Consider the following 23,634-nt stretch of genomic DNA (forward strand, 5'->3'; position numbering starts at 1 on the left):
GTGGGCGAGCTGCCGTCAGTGCGACGTGCAGCCGGAGGCGTAGTGCATGATCTGGTCCTGGGAGGTGGCCCGGGTCTCGACGTCGCCGGTCAGGCGACCTTCGTGAAAGACCAGGATCCGATCGCTCATGCCGAGCAATTCCGGCAGCTCCGAACTGATCAGGACGACGCCGATACCCTGGGTCGCCAGCTGGTCCATCATTTCGTAGATGGCGTACTTGGCGCCGACGTCGATACCCCGGGTGGGCTCGTCGAAGAACATGATCCGGGCGTCGCGGAACAGCCATTTGCCGATGATGATCTTTTGCTGGTTGCCGCCCGAGAGATAGCGGGTGACCTTGTCGATCGAGGGCGTGCGGATGTCCAGCCGCCGCACGTAGTCCTGGGCGACCCGCGCCTCCTCGCCGAAGCGGATGAAGCCCAGCGGCCCGCAGAGGGCGTCCAGATTGGCCAGGGTCAGGTTGTGCGCCAGGGTCATCTTGACCGCCAGGCCGTCCTTCTTGCGGTCTTCGGACAGGTAGGCGATGCCCTCGTCGATGCCGTCGCGCGGACTGCGGATGCTGACCGCGCGGCCGTTGATCTCCACCTCGCCGGCATCCAGCCGATCGGCGCCAAAGATCGCCCGGGCGATCTCGGTGCGCCCGGCGCCCATGAGGCCGGCGAAGCCGAGGATCTCGCCACGGCGCAGCTCGAAGCTGATGTCCTGGAAGACCCCCTTGCGGGTCAGGCCCTGAGCCCGCAGCAGCACCTCGCCGGTGGGGACGGCGGTGCGCGGCGGAAATTTCTCGTCGAGGGAGCGCCCGACCATGCCCGCCACGATGGCGTCGACACTGGTCTCGGCGAAGCGCTGGGTAGACACGTAGCGACCGTCGCGCAGGATGGTCACCCGGTCGACGATGTGGCGCATCTCGTCCAGCCGGTGCGAGATGTAGAGCATGCCGACGCCGCGCGCCTTGAGGTCCTGGATGACCTTGAACAGCGCCTGGGTCTCGCTTTCGGTCAGGGAGGAGGTCGGTTCGTCGAGGATGAGCACCCGGGCGTCCAGCGACAGCGCCTTGGCGATCTCCACCATCTGCTGCTGGGCCACCGACAGCTTGGAGACCGGCGCGCGGGGGCTGATGGCCACGCCCAGGCGCGCCAGGCAGGCTTCGGTGTCCGCCTGCATCTTGCGTCTGTCGATCAGGCCGAAGCGCACCGGCTCGCGGGCCAGAAAGATGTTTTCCGCCACCGTGAGGTGGGGCACCAGATTGAGCTCCTGGTGAATGATGGCGATGCCCACCTGCTCGGCTTCCGATACCGACTTGAACTGCCGCTCTTCGCCCAGGTAGCGGATCCGCCCCTCGTCCGGCGGCTGCTGGCCGCTGACGATCTTCATCAGGGTGGACTTGCCGGCGCCGTTCTCGCCGCAGATGGCGTGGACTTCGCCCGGATAGAGGCTGAGGCTGACATCGTTGAGGGCCACGACGCCGGGAAAGCGCTTGGAGATGTTTTCGAGCGTCAGACAGGGCGCGGGCGCAGCCGGTACGGGGCCGCCACCTTCGCCGCGGGGCGATGGGGTATCCAGCATGGTGCTCTCTCTTGTTGTTGTTCTAGGGTCGCTGCCCTATGTGAGATCCATGGCAGGGAAAGCTACACCCCAGTCCGGATATCTGGCAAGACCAATTGGATTTTTTCGAATTGGTCTTGCCAGACTGCGTTCTGGTTAATGAAAGCCTCATGGCCCCAGGCAGGCGATGGGTGCGGGAGAGAGCACAAAAGCGTAGACCGGCAGGCGCAGCGCCTGGGCCTGGGGTTCAGCTGGATTGGCGGGGAGGAAGGCGCTATGGGTGGCCCGACCCTATTCGGGCCAGGCCACTGATCGAGGTCTTTTAGCGCAGGGGAGCGGGCGTCGCCTGGCGTGCCGGGCGGGCGTCGCGGAAGGTGACCAGAAAGGCCAGCAGCACGCCCAGGGAAAACAGCGCCGGGAACAGCCAGATGCCCTGCCAGTCATGGCCGGCGGCGCTGGCATAGTGATCCGAGACCATCCCGGCCACCCGGAAGCCGACCAGCATGCCCACGCCATAGGTGGCCAGGGTGATCAGGCCCTGGGCTGCGCTCTTGTTCGCTTCGCCGGCCTTGGCGTCGGTGTAGATCTGCCCGGAAACGAAGAAGAAGTCGTAGCAGACGCCATGCAGGGCGATGCCCAGCAGCAGGTAGGCGAGGGCGTCACCCTGGGCGCCCAGGGCGAAGCAACCATAGCGCACCGCCCAGGCCAGCATCCCCACCAGCAGGGTGCGCTTGAGGCCGAAGCGGCGGATGAACAGCGGCAGCAGCAGCATGAAGCCCACCTCCGACACCTGGCCGAGGGTCATCATGCCGGTGGGATTGGCCACCCCCAGTTCGGCGAGAAAGAGGTTGGCATTCTGGTAGTAGAAGGCCAGCGGAATGCAGATCAGCACCGAGGCGGCAAAGAACACCGCGAAGCTGCGGTCCTTGAGCAGGCGCAGGGCGTCCAGGCCGAGCATCGCGCCCAGGCCGCCGCGGGTGGCCGGCAGCGGCGCAGTGCGCGGCAGGCTAAAGCTGTAGAGACCGAGGATGAGGGAAGCCGCGGCGCCGAGCAGGAAGGTGTTGCGCAGGGCCCCGGCGGCGATACCGCTGCGGCTGTCCCAGGCGAAGACGAAGCTGATCGCCAGGCCGGCGGCGATCCAGCCCAGGGTGCCCCAGACCCGGATCCTGGCGAATTGCCGGGCCGGATCGGCCAGGTGGCGGAAGGCCACGGAGTTGGCCAGCGCCAGGGTCGGCATGTAGCAGAGCATGTAGGCCAGCACCAGCGGATAGAAGGTGGTGAAGTCGGCCGCCGCATAGAGCTGGTAGAGCAGCACCGCGCCGGCCAGGTGCAGCAGGCCGAGGATGCGCTCGGCGTTGAAGTAGCGATCGGCGATCAGGCCGATCACGAAGGGCGCCAGGATCGCGCCCCAGGACTGGGTGGCGAAGGCCTGGCCGATCTGGCCGCCATTGGCGCCCAGGGTATTGCCGAGAAAGGTCGCCAGGGTGACGAACCAGCTGCCCCAGATAAAGAACTGCAGGAACATCAGGGTGCTCAGGCGTAGCGAAAGTGCGTTCATCGTCGATTCCTTGTTGTGGGTTATGTGACGAAAAAACGAGGCGGATCCTTACTCCAGGCCGAGCATCCGCCGATTGCGCGCCGGGTCGGCGTCGCTGCCGGCGAAGTCGTCGAAGGCGCGGGTGGCCGGCTGGATCAGATGGCGCTGGATGAAGGGCGCTCCTTCGGCCGCGCCCTGGGCCGCGTCCTTGAGGCAGCACTCCCATTCCAGCACCGCCCAGCCGTCGAAGCCGTACTGGGTGAGCTTGCTGAAGATGGCGCCGAAATCGACCTGGCCATCGCCCAGGGAACGGAAGCGTCCCGGCCGCTCGGCCCAGTCCTGGTAGCCGCCATAGACGCCGCTGCGGGCATCGGGACGGAATTCCGCGTCCTTGACGTGGAACATGCCGATGCGCGCGTGATAGCGGTCGATGAAGCCCAGGTAGTCCAGTTGCTGCAGGACGAAATGGCTGGGGTCATAGAGGATGCGCGCGCGGGGATGGTCGTCCACGGCCGCCAGGAAGCGCTCGAAGGTGGCGCCGTCGTGCAGGTCCTCGCCCGGATGCAATTCGAAGCAGAGGTCGATGCCTTCTTCGCCGTAGACGTCGAGGATCGGTCGCCAGCGCCGGGCCAGTTCGGTGAAGCCCTCGTCCACCAGGCCGGCGGGCCGCTGCGGCCAGGGATAGACGTAGGGCCAGAGCAGGGCACCGGAAAAGCTCGCCACCGCCTTGAGACCGAGGCGGCGACTGGCCTTGGCGGCCAGCTTGAGCTGCTTGACCGCCCAGGCCTGGCGCTCGTCCGGGCGGCCACGGAGCGCCGGTGGGGCGAAGCCGTCGAAGGCCTCGCTGAAGGCCGGATGCACGGCCACCAGTTGCCCTTGCAGGTGGGTGGAGAGTTCGCTGATGGCCACCCCGGCTTCGGCGCACTGCCCGAGCAGTTCGTCGCAATAGTCCTGGCTGGCGGCGGCGCGTTCCAGATTCGGGCACTGGGGGCCCAGCGTCGGCAACTGGATCCCACGGTAGCCGAGGTCCGCGGCCCAGCGCGCCAGGTTGGGCAGGGTGTCGAAAGGCGGCTTGTCGTCGAGGAACTGGGCGAGAAAGATCGCCGGGCCCTTGAGGCCGGGACGAGCGGTGGCGGCCATGATCAGGCTCCTAGGGTCGGTAAGGGGGTCCAGGCGCCCTGGTGCCGATGGCTGGCCAGGGCGGTTTCGATAAAGGCCAGGCCGCGCCAGCCGGTGGTGATGCCGGGCAGGCCCGGCGCGGGATTGGCGGGATCGCGAATGGCCGCGGCCAGCTCGCGATAGAGATTGGCCAGGGCTTCGAGATAGCCCTCCGGGTGTCCGGCGGGCAGGCGCAGGCGCCGCTGGGTGCCGGCACTCAGCCAGGGCAGGCCGAGGCCGGCGCGCAGGGTCTGCGGCGGTTGGTCGAGGCTGCGCAGCAGCAGGCTGTTGGGCGCCTGCTGCTGCCATTCCAGACTGCCGCGCTCTCCGTAGAGGCGGATGCGCAGGCCATTCTCCTCGCCGATGCAGACCTGGCTGGCCAGCAGGCTGCCGCTGGCGCCCACGGCGGTCTCGAACAGCACCATGACATCGTCGTCCAGCCGCCGACCGGGCAGGTGGCTGCGCAGGTGGGCGCTGAGGCGGGTGATGGGCTGGCCGCCGATGAATTCGGCGAGGCTGAAGGCGTGGGTGCCGATGTCGCCCAGGCAGCCGCCCGGGCCGGAGAGGGCCGGATCGTCGCGCCAGGCCGCCTGCCGATTGCCGGTGGCGGCCAGGTCTTGAGCCAGCCAGCCCTGGGGGTATTCCACATGGATCTTGCGCAGCGCTCCCAGCTCGCCGCGGGCGACCCGCTCGCGGGCCTCCCACACCAGGGGATAGCCGAGGTAGGTGTGGGCCAGGGCATAGCGCAGGGGCAGGGCGGCCAGCGTTTCCGCCAGGCTCTCCACCTGGGCCAGGGAGATGCCCGCGGGCTTTTCCGAAAAGACGTGGAAGCCGGCGCTCAGGGCCGCCTGGGCGATGGGCACATGGAGGTCGTTGGGCGTGACGATCACCAGCAACTCGACCCGCTGTTCGGGGGGCAGTCGGGCTTCGCTGGCCAGCAGGGTCTCCCAGGAGGCATAGACCCGTTCGGGCGCCAGATCCAGCTCGCGGCCGGTCGCCTCGTTGTTGGCCGGCTCTCGGCTGAAGGCGCCGCAGACCAGTTCGAGCGCGCCATCCAGGGCCGCGGCGCGCCGATGGGCCGCGCCAATGAAGGCGCCCTGGCCGCCACCGATCATGCCGTAACGGACCTTGCCGCCGGTTTCAGCCTGCATCCTCTTACCCTCGGTTTGTTATTGTGTTGAGTGTAACCGGTTACATCTGCGGGTATTTGGAGCCTGCATCGGGCTTTAGTCAAGCGCCCGGCGGACGTACGGCTTGCCCGCACGCCGGGCTTTGCGCACAGTTGCACCCTTTCCCACGCCAACCGAGGCCGCATGTCCAATATCCGCAGGGTCGCCGAACTGGCCGGGGTATCGGTCGCGACCGTATCGCGCACCCTGAAGAATCCCGAGGTGGTGGCGCCAGCGACCCGCGAACGGGTGCAGGCCGCCGTGACCGCGGCCAACTACCGGCCCAACGGTATGGCGGTGCAGTTTCGCTCGCGCCGCACCGGCAACCTGGTGGTGCTGGTGCCGCTGATCGCCAACAGCTTCTTCGCCCGCGTCATCGCCGGGATCCAGCAGGCGGCCCAGGCGGCGGGGTACCGGGTGCTGCTGTGCGATACCGCGGGCGACGAGGCCCGCGAGCGCGAGTACGCCGAACTGGTCTATGCGCGGCAGGCGGATGGGGTGATCCAGTTGCGCGCCTTCGATCCCTTCGCCGGTGACCCAGACGCACCGCCGGTGGTGAATGCCTGCGAGGTGCTCGCCGAGCATTCCTGGCCCAAGGTGCGGCTGGACAATCGCGCCGCCGCCCGCTGTCTGACCGAACACCTGCTGGCGCTCGGTCACAGGCGCATCGCCCTGATCAAGGGACCGGAACGCAGTCCGCTGACCCTGGAACGCCTGGCGGGTTATCAGGAGGCGCTCAGCCAGGCCGGTGTCCCGCTGGATCCTGACCTGCTGCACCCGGGCGATTTCACCCTGGCCGCCGGCGCCGCCGCGGCGCGGGCGCTGCTGGGGCTTTCGGAGCGGCCGACGGCGCTGTTCTGCTGCAGCGACGAAATGGCGATCGGCGCTCTCCAGACCCTGCGCGGCGCCGGACTGCGGGTGCCCGAGGACCTGTCCCTGGCCGGCTTCGACGACATCGCCTTCGCCGCCTACAGCGATCCCCCGCTGACCACCATCGCCCAGCCCGCGGAGGCCTTTGGCCAGCGCGCGGTCGCCCTGCTGCTGGAGACCCTCGCCGGTTCGCCACCGCCCTGCCGGGAGGTGGTGCTGCCCTTCGAGCTGGTGGTGCGGGGCAGTACCGGCCCCTGCCGCCCTGGCTGAGAGGCCGGTTGCGCGGGGGAGCGATCAGACGCGGGAGGCGCGCACCAGTGCCAGTCGTTCGCGGATATAGCTGTCGTTATCGATCGCCTGGACGTCGAAGGGGATGACGATCGCGCGCCGGTCGGCGCGCGAATACAGGCGCGCGAAGATCGAGCCGTCCGGGCAGGTCGGGCTGACCAGCACGGTCCAGCCGTCCAGTTCACGCGTCAGGCGCTGCATCAGGAATTGCGTGGGCAGGGTGGTGAGTTTGGCGTTCTTCATCGGTCTGGCCTTGGATGCCTGGTGTCGATTTCGACAGGCATTCGGTGTCTCTCCGCCTGCCGATCAGCGCCCGCGATCGATTCGGCGTTGCCCTCCAGTCTCTCCAGGACACGGCACAGCGGCGATGCTCGCGCTCCATTGCGCGGCGGCCCGGTGTCGGGCGAGTGAGTGGAATTCCAGGGCCCATGCCTGTCGTTCAATTTGTTCAGAATGGCCGCGAGGGGGCGGCGAGCGCCTTGGTCAGCAGCAACGGGTCGGCACTCGTTCCGACCCTGCCCGGGTGTCTCCCCGGCCAGGGCAGGTGCGCCGGCAACCCTGTTTGATTGCAGGCCGTGACCACTCTCCGGTAGGACGCCGGGCAGCTCCTTGCCTGGCAATACCGCGGCGGCAGTCAGCTAATGGGCATCGGTCGCCAGTCGCACGGCTACTTCCTCGACCAGTTGAATTGTTTCCGCCGTCAGGGCTTCGAACTGGAAGAGAATCTCCTGCAGTTGCGAGCTGCCCATATCGACATTGCGCAGTTGATCGATTCTCAGGGTGAGAAGCCGGTGAATGTTCAACAGACAGTCACGGTCGGGGTTATCAGGTATGGCGAAGCGGCTGCTCATCGTTGCCTCCGTGAACGTTGACCACCATCCCCCTCGCTATCGTCTAGCACGCTGCTTTGTTTAGGTGGTTCGTCGCCGACGGCTTACCTGGAAACAACGCTTTTCATGCTTGACTCCAGGTGTCTATAGAGCACTCGAAAGCGCTTTGTCGCATTGATGACCTTAACTTCAAAAAACTCGTCAAGAATGCGTGAAAAATTGCTTAAGACGTGTGTTCGAAGATGTTCCAGAGGGCGGCCGGTTCCAGGGAAGTTACCGGTAAGTTGGCATTCAAACCGACGCCCGGGCACTTCGCTTCAAGCCTGACAAACATCCGCTATCCGGGCTTTCAACAAGTTCGCCAGCTCATCGAAGAGGATCTGCACCGAGCGCAGCGACAGATTGTCCGGGCGGGTCAGCAGCCAGATATCGGTGTCGCAGCCAGGCAGCGCCGGACCGAGGCGTTCGACGCCGTCCAGGCTGCTGATCATGAAGTCGGGGAGGGCGGCGACGCCCAGGCCGGCGCCGACCAGGCTGCCGACCGAGGACATGCTGCTGCAGCGATAGCGCGGGGTGAGGCTGGGATAGGCCTGGCGCAGCCAGGTCACCGAGACGTGATCGGCGAGGGAGTCGTCCGGGGCGATCCAGGGCAGCTCGGTGGCCAGCTGGCCGTAGCCGCTGCGATAGCGCTCGTGACCGCAGACGAAATAGGAGCTGCGCCCGAGCCGGCGGCCGATCAGGTGTTCGGGCGGGGCATTGGACAGGCGCAGGGCGATGTCCGCATCCCGTCGACTCAGGCTGGCGAAGGTGTTGGAGGTGGCGACTTCCAGGGCGACCGCGGGATAGCGCGGCATGAGGTCGGCGAGGCCGGGCAGCAGCAGGCTGCGCAGCACGGCATCGGTGCAGGTCAGGCGGACCGTGCCGCTGATGACGTTTTCGCCCTGGGTGAGGGCGATGCGCGCCGCGTCGAGGGCCTGTTCGGCACGCTCGGCCTGCTCGGCGAGGGCCTTGGCGCTCTGGGTGGGGGTGTAGCCACGGCGGGTCTTGTCGAACAGCGCGACCTGCAGATTGGCTTCGAGCTTGCGGATGGCGCGAAAGACGGTGGAGACGTCCACCTGCAGCTGCTCGGCGGCGCGGGCCAGGGTCCTGCCGCGGACCAGGGCAAGGATCAGCTTGAGATCGGCATGACCTATCTGATATTGCATCGGTGCATTCTTCCTTTGCCGATTCGCCGATATGGGTTGCGCTCATGCCAATTTATACTGGCCCGGCCCCCCAAGGGCAATCAGGTGGAAGGGCGGACCTTGCAGACAGGGTCGGCGCCTGCAGCAACCACCGCCCACAGCCACGCTGCCAGACCCGCACGAGCAAGCACAACGAAGCGGGCCAGCGTCAAGGATGCCTCCCATGAATTCGATATCCCCCCGCGTCGTCCAGCTCACCGAAGCCAACGGCTTTCTCAAGGAGCACCCCGAGATCCAGTACGTCGATCTGTTGATCACCGACATGAACGGCGTCATCCGGGGCAAGCGCGTCGAGCGGGCCAGTCTCTCCAAGGTCTATGAGCGCGGCATCAATCTGCCGGCCTCGCTGTTCGCCCTGGACATCAACGGCTCCACGGTGGAAAGCACCGGGCTGGGCCTGCACATCGGCGACGCCGACCGCACCTGCTTTCCCATTCCCGGCACCCTGAGCTACGAACCCTGGCAGAAGCGCCCGACCGCGCAACTGCTGATGACCATGCACGAACAGGACGGCTCGCCGTTCTTCGCCGATCCGCGCGAGGTGCTGCGCCGGGTGGTGAAGAAGTTCGACGACCTGGGGCTGACCATCTGCGCCGCCTTCGAGCTGGAGTTCTATCTGATCGATCAGGAGAACGTGAACGGCCGGCCGCAGCCGCCGCGCTCGCCGATCTCCGGCAAGCGGCCGGTCTCCACCCAGGTCTATCTGATCGACGATCTGGACGAATACGTGGATTGCCTGCAGGACATGCTGGAAGGGGCCAAGGAGCAGGGGCTGCCGGCCGATGCCATCGTCAAGGAATCCGCGCCGGCGCAATTCGAGGTCAACCTGCATCACGTCGAGGACGCCATCAAGGCCTGCGACTACGCGGTGCTGCTCAAGCGGCTGATCAAGAACATCGCCTATGACCATGAGATGGATTCCACCTTCATGGCCAAGCCTTATCCCGGCCAGGCGGGCAACGGCCTGCACGTGCACATCTCGCTGCTGGACAAGCAGACCGGGCAGAACATCTTCGCCACCGACGATCCCGAGCACCATGCGCCGCTGCGCCATGCCATCGCCGGGATCCTCGAAACCCTGCCGGCGTCGATGGCCTTCCTCTGCCCGAACGTCAATTCCTATCGCCGCTTCGGCGCCCAGTTCTATGTGCCCAATGCGCCGAGCTGGGGCCTGGACAACCGTACCGTGGCGGTGCGCGTGCCGACCGGCAGCAGCGAGGCGATCCGCATCGAGCACCGGGTCGCCGGGGCCGACGCCAATCCCTATCTGATGATGGCCTCGATCCTTGCCGGCATTCACCACGGCATGACCCAGCGCCTGGAGCCCTGCGCCCCGGTCAGCGGCAACTCCTACGAGCAGCTCGAACAAAGCCTGCCCAACAACCTGCGCGACGCCCTGCGCCAGCTGGACGACAGCGCGGTGATGAACCAGTACATCAGCCCCGAGTACATCGACATCTTCGTCGCCTGCAAGGAAGCCGAGCTGGAGGAGTTCGAGACCACCATCTCCGACCTCGAATACAACTGGTACCTGCATACCGTCTAGGAGGCGTGATCATGACCGTGCTGACGCAACAGGACTGGGAGCGACGTGCCCAGGCCTTGACCATCGAAGCCCGTGCCTTCATCGACGGCCGCTACCAGGCCGCCCAGGGCGGCGCGACCTTCGAAGACCTGAGTCCGGTAGATGGTCGTCCGCTGGCTCAAGTCGCCAGTTGCATGGCCGAGGATGCCGAGCTGGCCGTGCAGGCTGCGCGGGCGAGCTTCGCGCGAGGCGACTGGGCCCATCGGGCACCGGCGCAGCGCAAGCGGGTGCTGATCGCCTTCGCCGATCTCTTGCTGGCCCATGCCGAGGAGCTGGCCCTGCTGGAAACCCTGGACATGGGCAAGCCGATCAGCGACTCGCTCGCCATCGACGTGCCGGCGGCGGCCAATGCCATCCGCTGGAGCGCCGAGGCCATCGACAAGGTCTACGACGAGGTGGCGCCGACCCCGCGCGACCAGCTCGGCCTGGTGACCCGCGAACCGGTAGGGGTCGTCGCGGCCATCGTGCCCTGGAATTTCCCCCTGATGATGGCCTGCTGGAAACTGGGTCCGGCGCTGGCCACCGGCAACTCGGTGATCCTCAAGCCGTCCGAGAAGTCGCCGCTGACCGCCATCCGCATCGCCGCCCTGGCGCTGGAAGCCGGCATCCCGGCGGGGGTGTTCAACGTGCTGCCCGGCTACGGCCATACCGTGGGCCAGGCGCTGGCGCTGCACCCGGACGTCGATACCCTGGTCTTTACCGGCTCCACCCGCATCGCCAAGCAGCTGCTGGTTTATGCCGGCGAGTCGAACATGAAGCGGGTCTGGCTGGAGGCGGGTGGCAAGAGCCCCAACATCGTCTTCGCCGACGCCCCGGACCTCAGGGCCGCGGCCGAGGCAGCCGCCGCGGCCATCGCCTTCAATCAGGGCGAGGTGTGCATCGCCGGCTCGCGGCTGCTGGTCGAGCGCTCGATCAAGGCGCGTTTTCTGGCCCTGGTGGCGGAGGCGCTGCAGGCGTGGACGCCCGGGCATGCGCTGAATCCCGACACCCGCGTCGGCGCCCTGGTGGACGAGGGCCATCTGCGCACCGTGCTGGCGTTCATCGAGGCCGGCCGCGCCGAGGGTGCGCGACTGGTGAGCGGCGGCGAGCGGGCCCTGAGCGAAACCGGCGGCAGCTACGTCACGCCGACTATCTTCGAAGGCGTGGACAACGCCATGCGCATCGCCCGGGAAGAGATCTTCGGCCCGGTGCTGGCGGTGATCGACTTCGACGGCGAAGCGGAGGCCGTGCGTATCGCCAACGACACCCCCTATGGCCTGGCCGCCGCCGTCTGGACGAGCGATCTCTCCCGCGCCCATCGCGTGGCCCGCGCCTTGCGTGCGGGCAGTGTCTGGGTCAACCAGTATGATGGCGGCGACATGACGGCGCCCTTCGGCGGCTTCAAGCAGTCCGGCAACGGACGCGACAAGTCGCTGCACGCCTTCGACAAATACACCGAACTCAAGGCGACCTGGATCAAGCTCTGAACAGGCGCGGCGGCCCGGGCGTTCGCGCCGGAGCCGCAGGCAGAGGAATCTCACCATGCAACAACACGTCGGCAGTTACTACGCGGCTTCGCGCAACATCCACACCGAATACCCGGTGCTCCAGGGCAGTGTCGACAGCGACGTCTGCGTCATCGGCGCCGGTTACACCGGGCTCTCCACCGCGTTGTTCCTGCTGGAGCACGGCTTCAGCGTGACGGTGCTGGAAGCGGCGCGGGTCGGCTTCGGTGCTTCCGGGCGCAATGGTGGCCAGATCGTCAATAGCTACAGCCGCGACATCGATACCATCGAGCGTCAGCTGCCCCCCAGACAGGCGCAACTGCTGGGCGAGATGGCCTTCGAAGGTAATCGCATCATCCGCGAGCGCGTCGCTCGCTACGATATCCAGTGCGATCTGAAGGACGGTGGCGTCTTCGCCGCCCTGACCGGCAAGCAGCTCGGCCACCTGGAAGCCCAGCAGAAGCTCTGGGAGCGCTACGGCCATACCCAGCTGCAGCTGCTCGACAAGGCCGGCATCGGCAAGGTGGTCGGCACCGATCGCTACCTGGGTGGCCTGCTGGACATGAGCGGCGGCCATATTCACCCGCTCAACCTGGCCCTGGGCGAGGCGGCGGCCGTGGCGTCCCTGGGCGGCAAGATCTACGAGCAGAGCGCGGCCACCCGCATCGACCGCGGCGCCAACCCCGTGGTGCACACCGCTCAGGGCCAGGTGAAGGCGCGCTTCGTGGTGGTCGCCGGCAACGCCTACCTGGGGGGGCTGGTGCCGGAACTGGCTGCCAAGTCCATGCCCTGCGGCACCCAGGTGCTCACCACCGAGCCGCTGTCCGAGGAGCTGGCGCGCAGCCTGTTGCCCCAGGACTACTGCGTGGAGGACTGCAACTACCTGCTCGACTACTTCCGCCTCAGCGCCAATCGCCGGCTGATCTACGGCGGGGGCGTGGTCTATGGCGCGCGGGATCCGGCGGACATCGAGGCGATCATCCGGCCGAAGATGCTGCAGACCTTTCCGCAGCTCAAGGGCGTGAAGATCGATTTCACCTGGACCGGCAACTTCCTGCTGACGCTGTCCCGCCTGCCCCAGGTGGGCCGCCTCGGCGACAACATCTACTACTCCCAGGGCTGCAGCGGTCACGGCGTCACCTACACCCACCTGGCCGGCAAGGTACTGGCCGAGGCCCTGCGCGGCCAGGCCGAGCGCTTCGATGCCTTCGCCGGCCTGCCGCACTATCCCTTCCCGGGCGGGCAGCTCTTGCGCGTGCCCTTCACCGCACTGGGCGCGACCTACTACCAGTTGCGCGATCGCCTCGGTATCTGACCCTGTCCGCCCGCCGCGTACCGGCGGGCACTCTGGAGATAAGCCATGTCCCCTATGCCCCTCATCGGCGTGACGGCGTGCCGGCAGACGCTCGGCAAATACGATTCCCATACCGTCGGCGACAAGTACGTCGAGGCGGCGGGTCATGCCGGCGTGCCGGTGGTGCTGCCGGCGCGCAGCGTGCCGAGCGATCCGCAGGCGCTGCTGGCGCACCTGGACGGCCTGCTGTTCACCGGCTCGCCCTCCAACGTAGAGCCCCATCACTACCAGGGACCGGCAAGTCTCGCCGGCACCCACCACGATGCCGCGCGCGACGCCTACACCCTGCCGCTGCTGCGCCTGGCCATCGACCGCGGCATCCCGGTGTTCTGCATCTGCCGCGGCTTCCAGGAGCTGAACGTGGCCCTGGGCGGCAGCCTGCACCAGCGCGTCCAGGAGCTGCCCGGGCATGCCGATCACCGCGAGCCCCAGAGCGAGTTGCTCGCCGAGCAGTACGCGCCCACGCACCCGGTCACCGTGCCGCCGGGCGGGGTGTTCGAGCGCCTCGGCCTGCCGGCCCGCTTCCAGGTGAATTCGCTGCACAGCCAGGGCATCGCGCGCCTGGCGCCCGGGCTGCGCATCGAGGCCCAGGCGCCGGATGGCCTGGTGGAAGGGGTATCCTTGGACGACGCCCCCGGTTTCGTCGTCGGGGTGCAGTGGCATCCCGAGTGGAATTTCCGCGACAACCCCGAATCCCTGACGCTGCTGGACGCGTTTCGCGACGCCTGCCAGCGCCATGCCGCCGCGCGCTAGGCACCTTGCCGCACACGCCGCACTCTGAATAACAATTCCAACAGCAGGGCAGAGACCTATGACTGAACAGCGCAAGGGCACGCCGGCCGGCGGCTCGGCCACCGCCGGGCCGGCAGCCCTGGCCGATCCGTCCGCCAAGGGCCTGGCCGCCGGCTCCCTCGGGCTGCTCGCCTGCGTGGTGCTGGGCATTTCCACCATCGCCCCCGTCTACACCCTGACCGGCGCCCTGGGCCCCACCGTGCGCGAGGTGGGCGTCTATCTGCCGGCGGTCTTCATCGTCGGCTTCCTGCCGATGCTCCTGGTAGCCCTGGGGTATCGCGAGCTGAACGCGGTCGATCCGGACAGCGGCACCTCCTTTACCTGGTCGACCCGCGCCTTCGGTCCCATGATCGGCTGGATCGGCGGCTGGGGCCTGGTCACGGCCACCACCATCGTGCTGTCCAACCTCGCCGGGGTGGCGGTGGACTTCTTCTACCTGTTCCTCGCCCAGCTCAGCGGCCGGGCGGAGCTGGCGGCGCTGTCGCAGCACCTGCTGGTGAACGTCGTCACCTGCTGCGTCTTCATCGCCATCGCGGTCTGGATCAGCTGTCGTGGCATCGGCATGACCATGAGCGTCCAGTACGGCCTGGTGGCCCTGCAGCTGCTGGTGCTGATCGGCTTTTCCCTGGCGGCCTTCAACGCCGCGCCGGAGGCGGCGCCGGTGGTCTTCCACCCGGAGTGGTTCAACCCCTTCAACGTCGAATCCTTTTCCGCCTTCGCCGCGGGGCTGTCGCTGTCGATCTTCATCTTCTGGGGCTGGGATGTCTGCCTCACGGTGAGCGAGGAATCGGTGGGCAGCCAGAAGGTGCCGGGGCGGGCGGCCACGGTCACGGTGCTCCTGATCCTGCTGCTGTACCTCTTTACCGCCGCGGCGACCCTGCAATTCGCCGGCATCAGCGAAGCCGGCCTGGGCCTGGGCAATCCGGAGATCCAGGAAAACGTCTTCGCCCACCTGGCCGGACCGGTGATGGGGCCGCTGGCGATCCTGATGTCCATCGCGGTGCTGGCCAGTACCGCGGCCTCGCTGCAGTCCACCTTCATCTCGCCGGCGCGCACCCTGCTGGCGATGGGGTACTACGGCGCGGTGTCGCGCCGCTTCGCCCACATCTGCCCGAGATCGCGCACGCCGCGCTATGCCACCATCGCCGCGGGCATCGCCACCGGTGGCTTCTATGTGGTGATGCGCACCCTGAGCGACAACGTCCTGGCGGACACCATCACCGCCCTGGGCATGATGATCTGCTTCTACTACTCGCTGACCGCCTACGCCTGCGTCTGGTACTTCCGCCGCAGCCTGTTCGACAGCCTGCGCCATGCGCTGCTGCGCGGCCTCTGTCCGCTGCTGGGCGCCGTCATCCTCTCGGTGATCTTCTGGCAGACCGCCATCGCCAGCCTCTCGCCGGACTTCGGCAGCGGCTCCCACCTCGGCGGCATCGGCCTGGTGTTCATCATCGCCGTGACGATCCTGGCACTGGGCCTGGTGCTGATGCTGTTCGCCCGCTGGCGCGCGCCGGCGTTCTTCCAGGGCGAGACCCTGGAAGCGCTCCCGCACCGGGGCTGAGGGGGACGCTCAGCGGCCGTGATCGCACGGGGCGGCGTCAGGGTGCTTGCCGGTCTCCGCTGGGCATGGCGGGCGAGGGGTCTGCCAGGGCTATGCGGTCGATGACGTCCTGGTAGGGGACGAGATCGAGAAAGGCCTCGACCCGGGTCGCCCGTGCCCCGTCCATCCTGAAGATCCACACGTAGTCGTTGCGATAGGGCGCGCCATCGCGCGCGGTGGCCGTGCCCATCCAGCGCACCACGACCTGGTCCTCGCGTGCCCAGATGCCCTCGACCCGGGGCACGATGGGCGTGGCCAGGCGCTGCGCGAAGGGTCGCACAGCGCGCTCAAGGAAGTCCTCGCGACCATGGTAGGTGCCCGCTGCCGGACCGCTGCCCCGGATGGTCCAGACCACCGAGGGCGAGAGCAGATCGTCGAACAGACTGCCGCGGCCCGCGCTCCAGTTCGCGAAGGCCCGTTCGACCAGGCGTTGGTTGCGTTCAGCGGTGGATTCGGCGGCTGCGACGCCGCTCCAGGGAACACTCAGGAGGGCGAGCGCCAGCAGCGCGCTGCCGGTCAGACGTTTGGCTGGATTCATGGCGGTAGGCTCGTGCAGGACGGGATGAGGTGGACGGCGGCGCCGGCAAACGGCACCTGCCTAGAACCCACCTTAGGCCGCTGGCGGCGTCCGCATAACCGGCCCGTGGCTGGACACTCCGGTTAGCGCGCCTTGACGCCAGGGGTCACCCTCCGATTCCGGCCGCCCGGTGAAGCCTGGCGGCCAGCGTCCACGCCGTCTCCGCTCAGCCCACCAGCGGCGGCGTCCGCGGCGGTACCTGGCGCTTGGAGCCGGTCGCCTCGTAGGCGGCGGCAAGGCGTAGCAGATTGGCGTCGTCATAGGCGCGACCGGCAAAGGTCAGGCCCACTGGCATGCCGATGTCGGCCATCACACCCATGGGCACGGTCACGGTCGGCACGCCCAGATGACGGATGGCGAGGTTGCCGTTGGCGACCCAGACGCCGTTGCTCCAGGCGATGTCGGCCGAAGCGGGATTGATCTCGGCATCCGCCGGGGCCACGTCGGCCACGGTGGGAAAGAGCACGGCGTCCAGGCCCTGGGCTTCCAGCCAGTCTTCCAGGTCCAGCTTGCGCGTCCGTTCCAGGCCGCGCAGGCCGTCGGGGAGGGTGGTGATCTGCTCCAGGGTCTTGAGCCCCCGCTCGGCCATGCGCACGTATTCGGCCATGCCGGCGGCCAGGTCGCCTTCCCGATTGGGCAGGGTGCCGGGCTCGTGGGGAAAGATCAGCTCGCCGTCGACGTCCACTAGGCGATTGAGCCTGGGATCGTTGTTGTCGCGCAGGAAGGTGTCGAAGCCCCAGGCGGACAGGTCCCAGAGTTCGTCATGGAGAAACTCCCGGGAGACGATGCCGCGGTTGAACACCGTGGGTGCGCCGGGGCGGTCACCTTCGCAATTGGAAACCAGCGGGAAGTCCACCTCGACTACGCTGGCGCCGGCGGCTTCCAGCGCCGCGCGGGCCTGTTCCCAGAGGGCGATCACCGAGTCGCGGGTCTGGATGCGCTGACCGGTGGGGCCGCCGATGCCGGGATGTTCGCTGGTGCCGGCGTCCGGGTCCTGGTTGATAAACATGCGCGGCACGCCCAGGCGCTTGCCGGCCAGGGCGTTAGGGCCAGCGGCCAGCGCGGGATAGGACGCCGGGCGTACCGCCGAGGCCAGCGGCAGCGGCACCCAGGGTTGCAGGCGCCAGAGGTCGCCGGAGGTATCGGGATCGTCGGCCACCACCACGTCGAGCACTTCCAGCAGATCGGCCATGGTGCGGGCATAGGGCACCACCACGTCCATGGTCGGCGTCAGCGGCCAGTTGCCGCGTACCGAGATGACCCCGCGCGAAGGGGTGTAGGCGCACAGGCCGTTGTTGGACGCCGGGCCGCGGCCGCTGGACCAGGTTTCCTCGGCCAGACCGAAGGCGGCGAAGCTGGCCGCGGTGGCGGTGCCGGCGCCATTGGAGGAGCCGGAGGCAAAGGGCGCGGTCAGGTAGCCGGCGTTATAGGGGCTTTCGGCGCGGCCATAGACGCCGCGCTGCATGCCGCCGTTGGCCATGGGCGGCATGTTGGTCTTGCCCAGGCAGATGGCGCCGGCGGCGCGCAGCCGCTCGACGGTGAAGGCGTCGCGCTGGGCGACCAGGTCCTTGAAGGCCGGGCTGCCGGAGGCGGCGGTAAGGCCCTTGACCAGGTAGCTGTCCTTGGCCGTGTAGGGGATGCCGTCCAGCGGCCCGAGGGTCTCGCCGCGGGCGCGCCGGCGATCGGACGCGGCGGCTTCGGCCAGGGCCTCGGGATTGCGCACCACCACGGCATTGAGCGCGGTGGCGCTGGTGGGTGGATCGTAGGCGTCGATGCGGGCCAGGTAGGCCTCGACCAGCGCTACCGCAGTGGTCTGGCCGGTTTCGAGTGCGCGACGCAACTCGGCGATGGAGCGTTCGGTAACTTCGATCATGGTGGGTCGCCGTTGAGGATTCCGCGGTACGGGACAGGCGACAGCCTGAGATCCCGGGAGAAAAAAGCACGGGCGCAGTGTACACCCGAAGCCCATCGCCTTCTGATTGCGTCCGCGCATGGAAGCCTTGCCGGACCGCCCATGCAGGTTGAGCTGTCGGCCTCTATGCTTGGCGTTAACTCAATCCGTTGGCCACGCCGGGAGGCGATCCCGTGGCCGGAGTCGATCATGCTGCAATGGCTGAGCAACGAGCGCAGGGTGCTGCGCTTTTCCATCGCTGTCACGGTGCTGCTGGCGGCCGTAGGTATCGCCTTCGGGGTGCTGTCCGGTTCCTATGCCATCGTCTTCGACGGCTTCTATTCGCTGACCGACGCCTTCATGAGCGGCGTGGCGCTGCTGGTGGCCATGCTGATCCACCGGCATGCACAGGAACCGGAGGGCGATCGGCGGTTGGCCGAGCGCTTCAACATGGGCTTCTGGCACCTCGAACCCATGGTCCTGGCGCTCAATGGCAGCGTGCTGTGCATCGTGGCCTGTTATGCCCTGGTCAACTCGATCATCAGCCTGATGAGTGGCGGCAAGGCCCTGGCGTTCGGCATGGCGCTGCTCTATGCGCTGGTCGCGGCCCTGAGCTGTTTTGGATTCGCCGCCCTGGTGCACCGGTTGAACCGCGACATCCAGTCGGACTTCCTCAGGCTCGACATCAAGAGCTGGATCATGTCGGGCAGCATCTCGGCCGCCCTGGTGGTGGCCTTCCTGATCGGCGCCCTGGCCCAGGGCACGGCCTATGCCTGGATCACGCCCTACATCGATCCCCTGGTGCTGTCGATCATCTGCGTGCTGATCATCCCCATACCGCTCAGGCTGGTCTGGCAGGCCGTCAGGGAGATCCTCATGGTGACCCCGCCGGAGCTCAAGCAGCAGGTCGACGCGGTGGCCCGCGGGATGGTCGCGCGCTTCGGTTTTCTCGACTATCGCGCCTATGTGGCCAAGGTCGGCCGGGCGCGGCAGATCGAGCTCTACTTCATCGTACCCCTGGGTTGGCCGGCCAAGACCCTGGACGAGTGGGACGCCATCCGTGACCAGATCGGCAAGGCCATCGGCGGCGAGGGGCCGGATCGCTGGCTGACCATCGCCTTCACCACCGATCCGGCCTGGTCGCGCTAGCGCTGCGTTACTGGCTCGCCGTACAGAGGCGTTCGACGTCCGCGGCGAGTTGCTGGAGGATGGCGCGGTCTTCGGCCTGGCCAAGGGTGGCCTCGGCGCGGGCCAGCGCCAGCCGTGAATGGCGCAGGCACTCGCGCCTGATCCGTGCATCGCCCTGAACCGCCAGGCGCGCCAGGGCTTTCTGCAGCCGCATGCCCACTTCCACCAGCGGCGCGGCGTCGCGGCCCACCGGCAGGAAGAAGTCGTCGAACAGATCGTCCAGCGACAGCTCCGGCACCTCGATCCGCGGATAGCGGGGCTCGACCGCTTCCCGCGGCTCGGTGAGCGCTGTCAGCAGCCGTTGCGCGCGACCAAGGATGGCGATGGCGGTGCCCGAGTCGCTGCGCGAAGGCACCAGCGCCCCGGTGGCGATCTCGCCCAGCACCGTCAGGCCGAAGCGCGGATCCTGATCGTGTACCCGGCGGGCATCCAGGGTGAAGGCGGCGCGCAGGCGCTCGTCCTTGTCCGGCGGCAGACCCTCGACCCAGAGCAGCGGCTGGGCCGGATCGAGAAAGGCGCCGGGCAAGGCGGCCAGGCGCAGGCGACCCTGGTCGCCGCAGAGATCCGCCAACAGCGGCATGTCCACCCGCTGCAGATAGCCAGTGCGGTCGGCCATCACCGGGCGACCGCTTGCGGGCTCATCGACGGGCGCCGCCACCCCGCCCAGGTAGGGCTGGTCCAGCCAGCGTTGCAGGCTGTGCCGGGCGGCATCCTCGATGCTGTCGCTAGTGGCATCGAGCTGACCGAGACGCGAGAGGTGGTCGATCCAGCGCAACAGGGTGAAGACGATCAGCAGGATCACCACCAGGGTGACGGCGAAGAGCACCACCCGGCCGTTGTCGCCGTAGAGTCCGGTGCTCAGGGCGATGATGCCGACGAGGCTGAACAGGAAGGAGCCGAGGAAGGTGGCCAGAGCGTTCTGGGTGGTGCTGTCTTCCAGCAGCAGCGGATAGGCCCGCGGCGTCACGCTGCTGGCAGCGGCGTTGTAGGCCGTCACCATGGTGCTGAGGGAGAAGGTGGTCACCGCCAGCATGCTGCTGGCGATGATAGTGAGGATCTTGTCCACGGCGTCTGCGCCGACCTTGGCCGGCAGGGTCGCCGGGATGTGGTCGCGCAGGAGCAGGGCGAGGAGGGCGGTCGCCACCCCGGCGACCGAGAACAGGGTGGCGCGAAACCACAGGCGTCGCTGCAGTCCGCGCAGGACCCAGCCCAGGCGGGCCAGCACCGCGCGTCAGCCCATGGCCGGCGGCACGGGGGTGGCGCTCAGCTGGGCGAGACGCTGATCGGCCTGCTGCTGGAGCTTGTCGCGCATCTGCCGGGCGGCCTCCCGGGCATCGCCGGATTTGAGGCCATTGCGGTCGGCGTCCACGGTGGTGAGCACGGCGCCCAGGGCGCCATGCACCAGGCGGCCGCCGGCCAGGGTGTCACTGCGCAGCGGTTCGACGGTGAGCGGCGTGGCCGTGACGGCCAGGTCCAGGGCCTCCAGGCACAGCTGGGCGGTGGCGATGGGGATCTGCACGGCATTGGCCGCGGCCAGGTTGAGCGCCTGCTGGCGGCGTTCGCCCTCGGCACTGGCGCCGCTGGCCTGGCGATCGGCTTCCAGGTAGTTGGCGAAGGCCTGCACATCGGCATCGGCGCAGGTGCTCAGGGCTTCCTGCAGGCGCTCGCCGACAGTGATCAGGTCGGCGTGGCGGGTCACCGGTTGACGCTGCTGGCTGAGCTTCAGGCCCTTGAGGATCAGGGCCACACCCAGGCAGGCCGCCACGGTAGCCGCCGCGCCACTGCCTGGGGTGGGCAGGGTGGAGCCGGTGCCGTCGCGGAACTGGGCGAGGGTCTGCTGCCAGAGAGTAGAGGTTTCGTTCATGCCGACCGCCTGCAAGCAAAGGGTAAGGGATTCGGTCACGACCGAACGCTGTTTGGATCGTGCGAAACGGCTGAGGTTCGCAAGCTAAGTGCAATAAGCGACAGGCTTTATTTCGATTTACGTCCTACCTCAGCCGACGTTTCGGTCAAGGTGATCCTGCTGCGCTCGCCTGGGTCGTCCACGACACCCGGCTGTTTTCTTGGTGCCTGGCCGCCATCCTGGCCGGTGTCCTGCTCATCGGCACCACCCGCTCGCTGCCCTTCCTCTCCAGTCTCATCGGCAGCTTTATCGCGCGCCCGGGCGCCGGGCCAACGGCCGAAGCCGTGGCCCCGGGCTTTCAGCAAAGGCGCGGGTGGCAGTTTCCGGGAGGCCGGCATCGTCATCGCGCTGGGTTCTCCGCGACCTGGAGGCTCGCCAGTCCGGTTTCGGCCTGTCGCTGCTGCTGATCCTGCTACCGGTGCTGCTGATCAGACGCTGGTTTCCGTCACCGGCCTCGCGGGTACGCTATTGTTGTCGCTCTGGCTCTAGCTGAGAGGTGCCCATGGAGACCGCTCCCACCCTGAACCGCCCGCGCCGCCGCGATCTGTTCCTGGGCTTCTTCGGCCTGGGTATCACGGCCTTCGGCGGGGTGCTGCCGCTGGCGCGGCGCTACCTGGTAGAGAAGCGGCGCTGGCTGTCGGCGGAGGAATTCACCGAGTTGCTCGGCCTCTGCCAGTTCCTGCCGGGCGGCAACATCATCAATCTCTCGGTGGCGGTGGGCATGAGATTCGCCGGCTGGAGCGGCGCCCTGGCCGCTGCCGCCGGACTGCTGGTGGGGCCGACTCTGGTGGTGGTCGGCCTGGGCGTGCTCTATGACCGCTACCACGACGATCCGCTGGTGGGGCGTGCCTTCGCCGGACTCGCCGCCGCGGCAGCCGGGCTGCTGGTGGCCATGGCCGTCAAGCTCGTCCAGCCCCTGCGCGGTCGCTGGCTGGCCCTGGGCATCGCCTGCCTGGCCTTTCTCGCCCTGGCGCTGCTCAAGCTGCCGCTGCTCTGGACCATGCTGGTGCTTACCCCCATCAGCGTGCTGCTCAGCTATCGGCAGGGCCTATGAGCACGACCCTGCTGGCGCTGGCGCTGATCTTCACCCAGCTGTCGCTGCTGGCCTTTGGCGGTGGCAACTCGGTGCTGCCGGAGATGCAGCGCCAGGTGGTGACGGTGCAAGGCTGGATGAGCGCCGCCGACTTCGCCGCCCTGTTCGCCCTGGCCCAGGCCGCGCCCGGTCCCAATCTGATGATCGTGCCGCTGATCGGCTGGCACGTGGCCGGCTGGCCCGGGCTGCTGGTGACCTCCCTGGCCAAGTTCGTGCCGTCTTCGCTGCTGACCCTGGGCGTGCTGCACCTCTGGCAACGCTTCGCCGATCGCCCCTGGCGACGGCATCTGCAGGCCGGGCTGGTGCCAGTCACTGTCGGCCTGGTGGCGGCCAGCGCCTGGTTGGTGGGCAGCAGCGTGGCCACCGCGCCGCTGTGGGTGCTGATCCTGGCAGCAGGCGCCCTGGGCTCGCTGTTCACCCGCTGGCATCCACTGTGGCTGCTGGCCGGCGGGGCCCTGGTCGGGGTGCTGTTCGGACCCTGACCCGCCAGGGATCCCAGGCACTGCCGGACGCGGATGGCGTCGAAGTCCGTACCTCAATCGAGAACACCGCTGTGATCACCCGTCCCCAGAATCCCTCGCTGCGCGAACTGTTGTTCACCGTGCGCGGCTCCATCGTCCAGGCGATCTGGCCCAAGCTACTCTATGTGGTGCTGCTGAGCCTGGCGGTGACCCTTAGCCATGGCGTCTTCCTGCGCTTCGACTTCGGCCTGACCACCACGCCGCTGACGCTCTGGGGTCTGACCCTGGCGATCTTTCTCGGCTTTCGCAACACCACCGCCTACCAGCGCTTCTGGGAGGCGCGCGGTCTGTGGGGCGAATTGCTGATCGCCGGGCGCAACCTGGCGCGCCAGGTCGAGACCCTGCTGCCGGGGCTGACTGCGCCCGAGCGCCGCCACCTGCTGACCCCGCTGCTGGCCTTCGGTTACGCCCTGCGTGACCACCTGCGCCGCGAAGCGCCGTCGGCCGATCTGCAGCGGGTGCTGGCAGGGGAGGACGCTTTGCTCGCGGCACCGCACCGGCCCAGCGCGCTGATCCGCCGGCTGGGCACCTGCCTGGTCGCCCGGGCCCGCGAGGAAGGCTTCGGCGATCCGCTGATCGCCAACCTCGACCAGCAGCTGGACAGGCTGACCGCGGTGCTCAGCGGCTGCGAACGCATCCGTCAGACGCCCATTCCCTATCCCTACATCCTGATGCTGCACCGGGTGGTGCATGTCTATTGCTTCCTGCTGCCGTTCTGCCTGGTGGACAGCCTGGGCTGGTTCACGCCCCTGGCGGTGCTGGTGCTGGCCTACACCTTCTTTGGCCTGGACGCCCTGGGCGATCAGATCGCCGATCCCTTCGGCACCCAGCCCAACCACTTGCCACTGGACGCCCTCAGCCGCGGGCTGGAGATCGCCGTGCTGGACCTGCTGGGCGAGCCTACGCCCGAGCCGATCCGGGCGGAGGCGGGTTTGTTGCGGTAAGGGCAGGGCGGATAGCCCCCTCTCCCCGTGGGAGAGGGTTGGGGTGAGGGCACGCCTCACC

At 67.9% G+C, this 23,634-nt stretch carries 21 protein-coding genes; 10 read left to right on the forward strand and 11 right to left on the reverse strand.

Annotated elements, in window-relative coordinates; genetic code table 11:
• Positions 1 to 15: 15 nt before the first annotated feature.
• From CFE50_RS04175 to CFE50_RS04190, 4 genes are all read right to left on the reverse strand, one after another.
• Positions 16 to 1,566, reverse strand: coding sequence for a sugar ABC transporter ATP-binding protein (locus CFE50_RS04175; protein WP_286731471.1), 1,551 nt, complete (start codon positions 1,564 to 1,566; stop codon positions 16 to 18).
• 301 nt (positions 1,567 to 1,867) lie between these two features.
• Positions 1,868 to 3,103 (reverse strand): nucleoside permease, encoded by a 1,236-nt coding sequence (locus CFE50_RS04180; RefSeq protein ID WP_278441463.1) that lies wholly within the window; start codon positions 3,101 to 3,103, stop codon positions 1,868 to 1,870.
• 48 nt (positions 3,104 to 3,151) lie between these two features.
• Positions 3,152 to 4,222, reverse strand: a complete 1,071-nt coding sequence (locus CFE50_RS04185; RefSeq protein WP_286731475.1) for a sugar phosphate isomerase/epimerase family protein — start codon at positions 4,220 to 4,222, stop codon at positions 3,152 to 3,154.
• 2 nt (positions 4,223 to 4,224) lie between these two features.
• Entirely contained in the window at positions 4,225 to 5,391 is a 1,167-nt protein-coding gene (locus CFE50_RS04190) for a Gfo/Idh/MocA family protein (protein ID WP_286731478.1), read from the reverse strand.
• 162 nt (positions 5,392 to 5,553) lie between these two features.
• Here CFE50_RS04190 and CFE50_RS04195 point away from each other — a divergent pair, with 162 nt between their 5' ends.
• Positions 5,554 to 6,549, forward strand: a complete 996-nt coding sequence (locus tag CFE50_RS04195) for a LacI family DNA-binding transcriptional regulator (protein ID WP_286731481.1) — start codon at positions 5,554 to 5,556, stop codon at positions 6,547 to 6,549.
• Between the two features lie 24 nt (positions 6,550 to 6,573).
• Here the strand turns inward: CFE50_RS04195 and CFE50_RS04200 are convergent, their stop codons facing one another.
• From CFE50_RS04200 to CFE50_RS04210, 3 genes are all read right to left on the reverse strand, one after another.
• The gene (locus tag CFE50_RS04200; RefSeq protein ID WP_286731484.1) at positions 6,574 to 6,810 is read right to left on the reverse strand and encodes a hypothetical protein; all 237 of its coding nucleotides are present in this window, start codon (positions 6,808 to 6,810) and stop codon (positions 6,574 to 6,576) included.
• A gap of 395 nt (positions 6,811 to 7,205) precedes the next feature.
• Entirely contained in the window at positions 7,206 to 7,418 is a 213-nt protein-coding gene (locus CFE50_RS04205) for a hypothetical protein (protein WP_150338812.1), read from the reverse strand.
• 296 nt (positions 7,419 to 7,714) lie between these two features.
• On the reverse strand, positions 7,715 to 8,602 hold the full coding sequence (locus CFE50_RS04210) for a LysR family transcriptional regulator (RefSeq protein ID WP_241809427.1): 888 nt from the start codon (positions 8,600 to 8,602) through the stop codon (positions 7,715 to 7,717).
• Between the two features lie 202 nt (positions 8,603 to 8,804).
• On the opposite strand from CFE50_RS04210, the gene CFE50_RS04215 reads away from it, so the two are divergent.
• Genes CFE50_RS04215 through CFE50_RS04235 form a run of 5 tightly spaced genes read left to right on the forward strand, consistent with a single transcriptional unit; the run spans position 8,805 to position 15,417 of the window.
• Positions 8,805 to 10,187: a glutamine synthetase family protein gene (locus CFE50_RS04215; protein WP_241809429.1), complete on the forward strand. Its 1,383-nt coding sequence runs from the start codon at positions 8,805 to 8,807 to the stop codon at positions 10,185 to 10,187.
• Positions 10,188 to 10,198: 11 nt separating this feature from the next.
• Positions 10,199 to 11,692: an aldehyde dehydrogenase gene (locus tag CFE50_RS04220; protein WP_286731493.1), complete on the forward strand. Its 1,494-nt coding sequence runs from the start codon at positions 10,199 to 10,201 to the stop codon at positions 11,690 to 11,692.
• A 55-nt stretch (positions 11,693 to 11,747) separates the two neighbouring features.
• Entirely contained in the window at positions 11,748 to 13,025 is a 1,278-nt protein-coding gene (locus tag CFE50_RS04225; RefSeq protein ID WP_286731495.1) for an NAD(P)/FAD-dependent oxidoreductase, read from the forward strand.
• A gap of 45 nt (positions 13,026 to 13,070) precedes the next feature.
• Positions 13,071 to 13,817 (forward strand): gamma-glutamyl-gamma-aminobutyrate hydrolase family protein, encoded by a 747-nt coding sequence (locus tag CFE50_RS04230; protein ID WP_241809433.1) that lies wholly within the window; start codon positions 13,071 to 13,073, stop codon positions 13,815 to 13,817.
• 58 nt (positions 13,818 to 13,875) lie between these two features.
• Positions 13,876 to 15,417, forward strand: a complete 1,542-nt coding sequence (locus CFE50_RS04235) for an APC family permease (RefSeq protein WP_286731500.1) — start codon at positions 13,876 to 13,878, stop codon at positions 15,415 to 15,417.
• A 37-nt stretch (positions 15,418 to 15,454) separates the two neighbouring features.
• On the opposite strand, the gene CFE50_RS04240 is transcribed toward CFE50_RS04235, so the two are convergent.
• Entirely contained in the window at positions 15,455 to 15,994 is a 540-nt protein-coding gene (locus CFE50_RS04240) for a nuclear transport factor 2 family protein (RefSeq protein ID WP_286731503.1), read from the reverse strand.
• Positions 15,995 to 16,199: 205 nt separating this feature from the next.
• Positions 16,200 to 17,906: an amidase gene (locus CFE50_RS04245; RefSeq protein ID WP_286731505.1), complete on the reverse strand. Its 1,707-nt coding sequence runs from the start codon at positions 17,904 to 17,906 to the stop codon at positions 16,200 to 16,202.
• A gap of 228 nt (positions 17,907 to 18,134) precedes the next feature.
• Between CFE50_RS04245 and CFE50_RS04250 the strand changes: the two genes are divergently transcribed.
• Positions 18,135 to 19,073 (forward strand): cation diffusion facilitator family transporter, encoded by a 939-nt coding sequence (locus tag CFE50_RS04250; protein WP_286731508.1) that lies wholly within the window; start codon positions 18,135 to 18,137, stop codon positions 19,071 to 19,073.
• Positions 19,074 to 19,080: 7 nt separating this feature from the next.
• On the opposite strand, the gene CFE50_RS04255 is transcribed toward CFE50_RS04250, so the two are convergent.
• Positions 19,081 to 20,337, reverse strand: a complete 1,257-nt coding sequence (locus CFE50_RS04255; protein ID WP_286731511.1) for a DUF2254 domain-containing protein — start codon at positions 20,335 to 20,337, stop codon at positions 19,081 to 19,083.
• 6 nt (positions 20,338 to 20,343) lie between these two features.
• On the reverse strand, positions 20,344 to 20,976 hold the full coding sequence (locus tag CFE50_RS04260) for a cyclodeaminase/cyclohydrolase family protein (RefSeq protein WP_027599677.1): 633 nt from the start codon (positions 20,974 to 20,976) through the stop codon (positions 20,344 to 20,346).
• 541 nt (positions 20,977 to 21,517) lie between these two features.
• Here CFE50_RS04260 and CFE50_RS04265 point away from each other — a divergent pair.
• The 3 genes from CFE50_RS04265 to CFE50_RS04275 all read left to right on the forward strand — a co-directional run bounded on the left by CFE50_RS04265 (position 21,518) and on the right by CFE50_RS04275 (position 23,573).
• Positions 21,518 to 22,069, forward strand: coding sequence for a chromate transporter (locus tag CFE50_RS04265; protein WP_027602041.1), 552 nt, complete (start codon positions 21,518 to 21,520; stop codon positions 22,067 to 22,069).
• Positions 22,066 to 22,590 (forward strand): chromate transporter, encoded by a 525-nt coding sequence (locus CFE50_RS04270; protein ID WP_286731517.1) that lies wholly within the window; start codon positions 22,066 to 22,068, stop codon positions 22,588 to 22,590. Before CFE50_RS04265 ends, CFE50_RS04270 begins: the two co-directional genes overlap by 4 nt.
• 71 nt (positions 22,591 to 22,661) lie before the next feature.
• Positions 22,662 to 23,573 (forward strand): bestrophin family protein, encoded by a 912-nt coding sequence (locus CFE50_RS04275; protein ID WP_286731519.1) that lies wholly within the window; start codon positions 22,662 to 22,664, stop codon positions 23,571 to 23,573.
• Positions 23,574 to 23,634: the final 61 nt, after the last annotated feature.

It is taken from the genome of Pseudomonas sp. PGPPP4, from assembly GCF_002256045.1.
GTDB classification, from domain to species: Bacteria; Pseudomonadota; Gammaproteobacteria; order Pseudomonadales; family Pseudomonadaceae; genus Chryseomonas; species Chryseomonas oryzihabitans.

Bases quoted from the DNA above. Each gene is read 5' to 3' on its own strand.
- CFE50_RS04190 (WP_286731478.1), bottom strand. From the start codon at position 5,391: ATGCAGGCTGAAACCGGCGGCAAGGTCCGTTACGGCATGATCGGTGGC.
- CFE50_RS04265 (WP_027602041.1), top strand. From the start codon at position 21,518: ATGGAGACCGCTCCCACCCTGAACCGCCCGCGCCGCCGCGATCTGTTC.
- CFE50_RS04200 (WP_286731484.1), bottom strand. From the start codon at position 6,810: ATGAAGAACGCCAAACTCACCACCCTGCCCACGCAATTCCTGATGCAG.
- CFE50_RS04240 (WP_286731503.1), bottom strand. From the start codon at position 15,994: ATGAATCCAGCCAAACGTCTGACCGGCAGCGCGCTGCTGGCGCTCGCC.
- CFE50_RS04185 (WP_286731475.1), bottom strand. From the start codon at position 4,222: ATGGCCGCCACCGCTCGTCCCGGCCTCAAGGGCCCGGCGATCTTTCTC.
- CFE50_RS04205 (WP_150338812.1), bottom strand. From the start codon at position 7,418: ATGAGCAGCCGCTTCGCCATACCTGATAACCCCGACCGTGACTGTCTG.
- CFE50_RS04245 (WP_286731505.1), bottom strand. From the start codon at position 17,906: ATGATCGAAGTTACCGAACGCTCCATCGCCGAGTTGCGTCGCGCACTC.
- CFE50_RS04215 (WP_241809429.1), top strand. From the start codon at position 8,805: ATGAATTCGATATCCCCCCGCGTCGTCCAGCTCACCGAAGCCAACGGC.
- CFE50_RS04225 (WP_286731495.1), top strand. From the start codon at position 11,748: ATGCAACAACACGTCGGCAGTTACTACGCGGCTTCGCGCAACATCCAC.
- CFE50_RS04210 (WP_241809427.1), bottom strand. From the start codon at position 8,602: ATGCAATATCAGATAGGTCATGCCGATCTCAAGCTGATCCTTGCCCTG.
- CFE50_RS04235 (WP_286731500.1), top strand. From the start codon at position 13,876: ATGACTGAACAGCGCAAGGGCACGCCGGCCGGCGGCTCGGCCACCGCC.
- CFE50_RS04270 (WP_286731517.1), top strand. From the start codon at position 22,066: ATGAGCACGACCCTGCTGGCGCTGGCGCTGATCTTCACCCAGCTGTCG.
- CFE50_RS04230 (WP_241809433.1), top strand. From the start codon at position 13,071: ATGTCCCCTATGCCCCTCATCGGCGTGACGGCGTGCCGGCAGACGCTC.
- CFE50_RS04220 (WP_286731493.1), top strand. From the start codon at position 10,199: ATGACCGTGCTGACGCAACAGGACTGGGAGCGACGTGCCCAGGCCTTG.
- CFE50_RS04180 (WP_278441463.1), bottom strand. From the start codon at position 3,103: ATGAACGCACTTTCGCTACGCCTGAGCACCCTGATGTTCCTGCAGTTC.
- CFE50_RS04260 (WP_027599677.1), bottom strand. From the start codon at position 20,976: ATGAACGAAACCTCTACTCTCTGGCAGCAGACCCTCGCCCAGTTCCGC.
- CFE50_RS04195 (WP_286731481.1), top strand. From the start codon at position 5,554: ATGTCCAATATCCGCAGGGTCGCCGAACTGGCCGGGGTATCGGTCGCG.
- CFE50_RS04250 (WP_286731508.1), top strand. From the start codon at position 18,135: ATGCTGCAATGGCTGAGCAACGAGCGCAGGGTGCTGCGCTTTTCCATC.
- CFE50_RS04175 (WP_286731471.1), bottom strand. From the start codon at position 1,566: ATGCTGGATACCCCATCGCCCCGCGGCGAAGGTGGCGGCCCCGTACCG.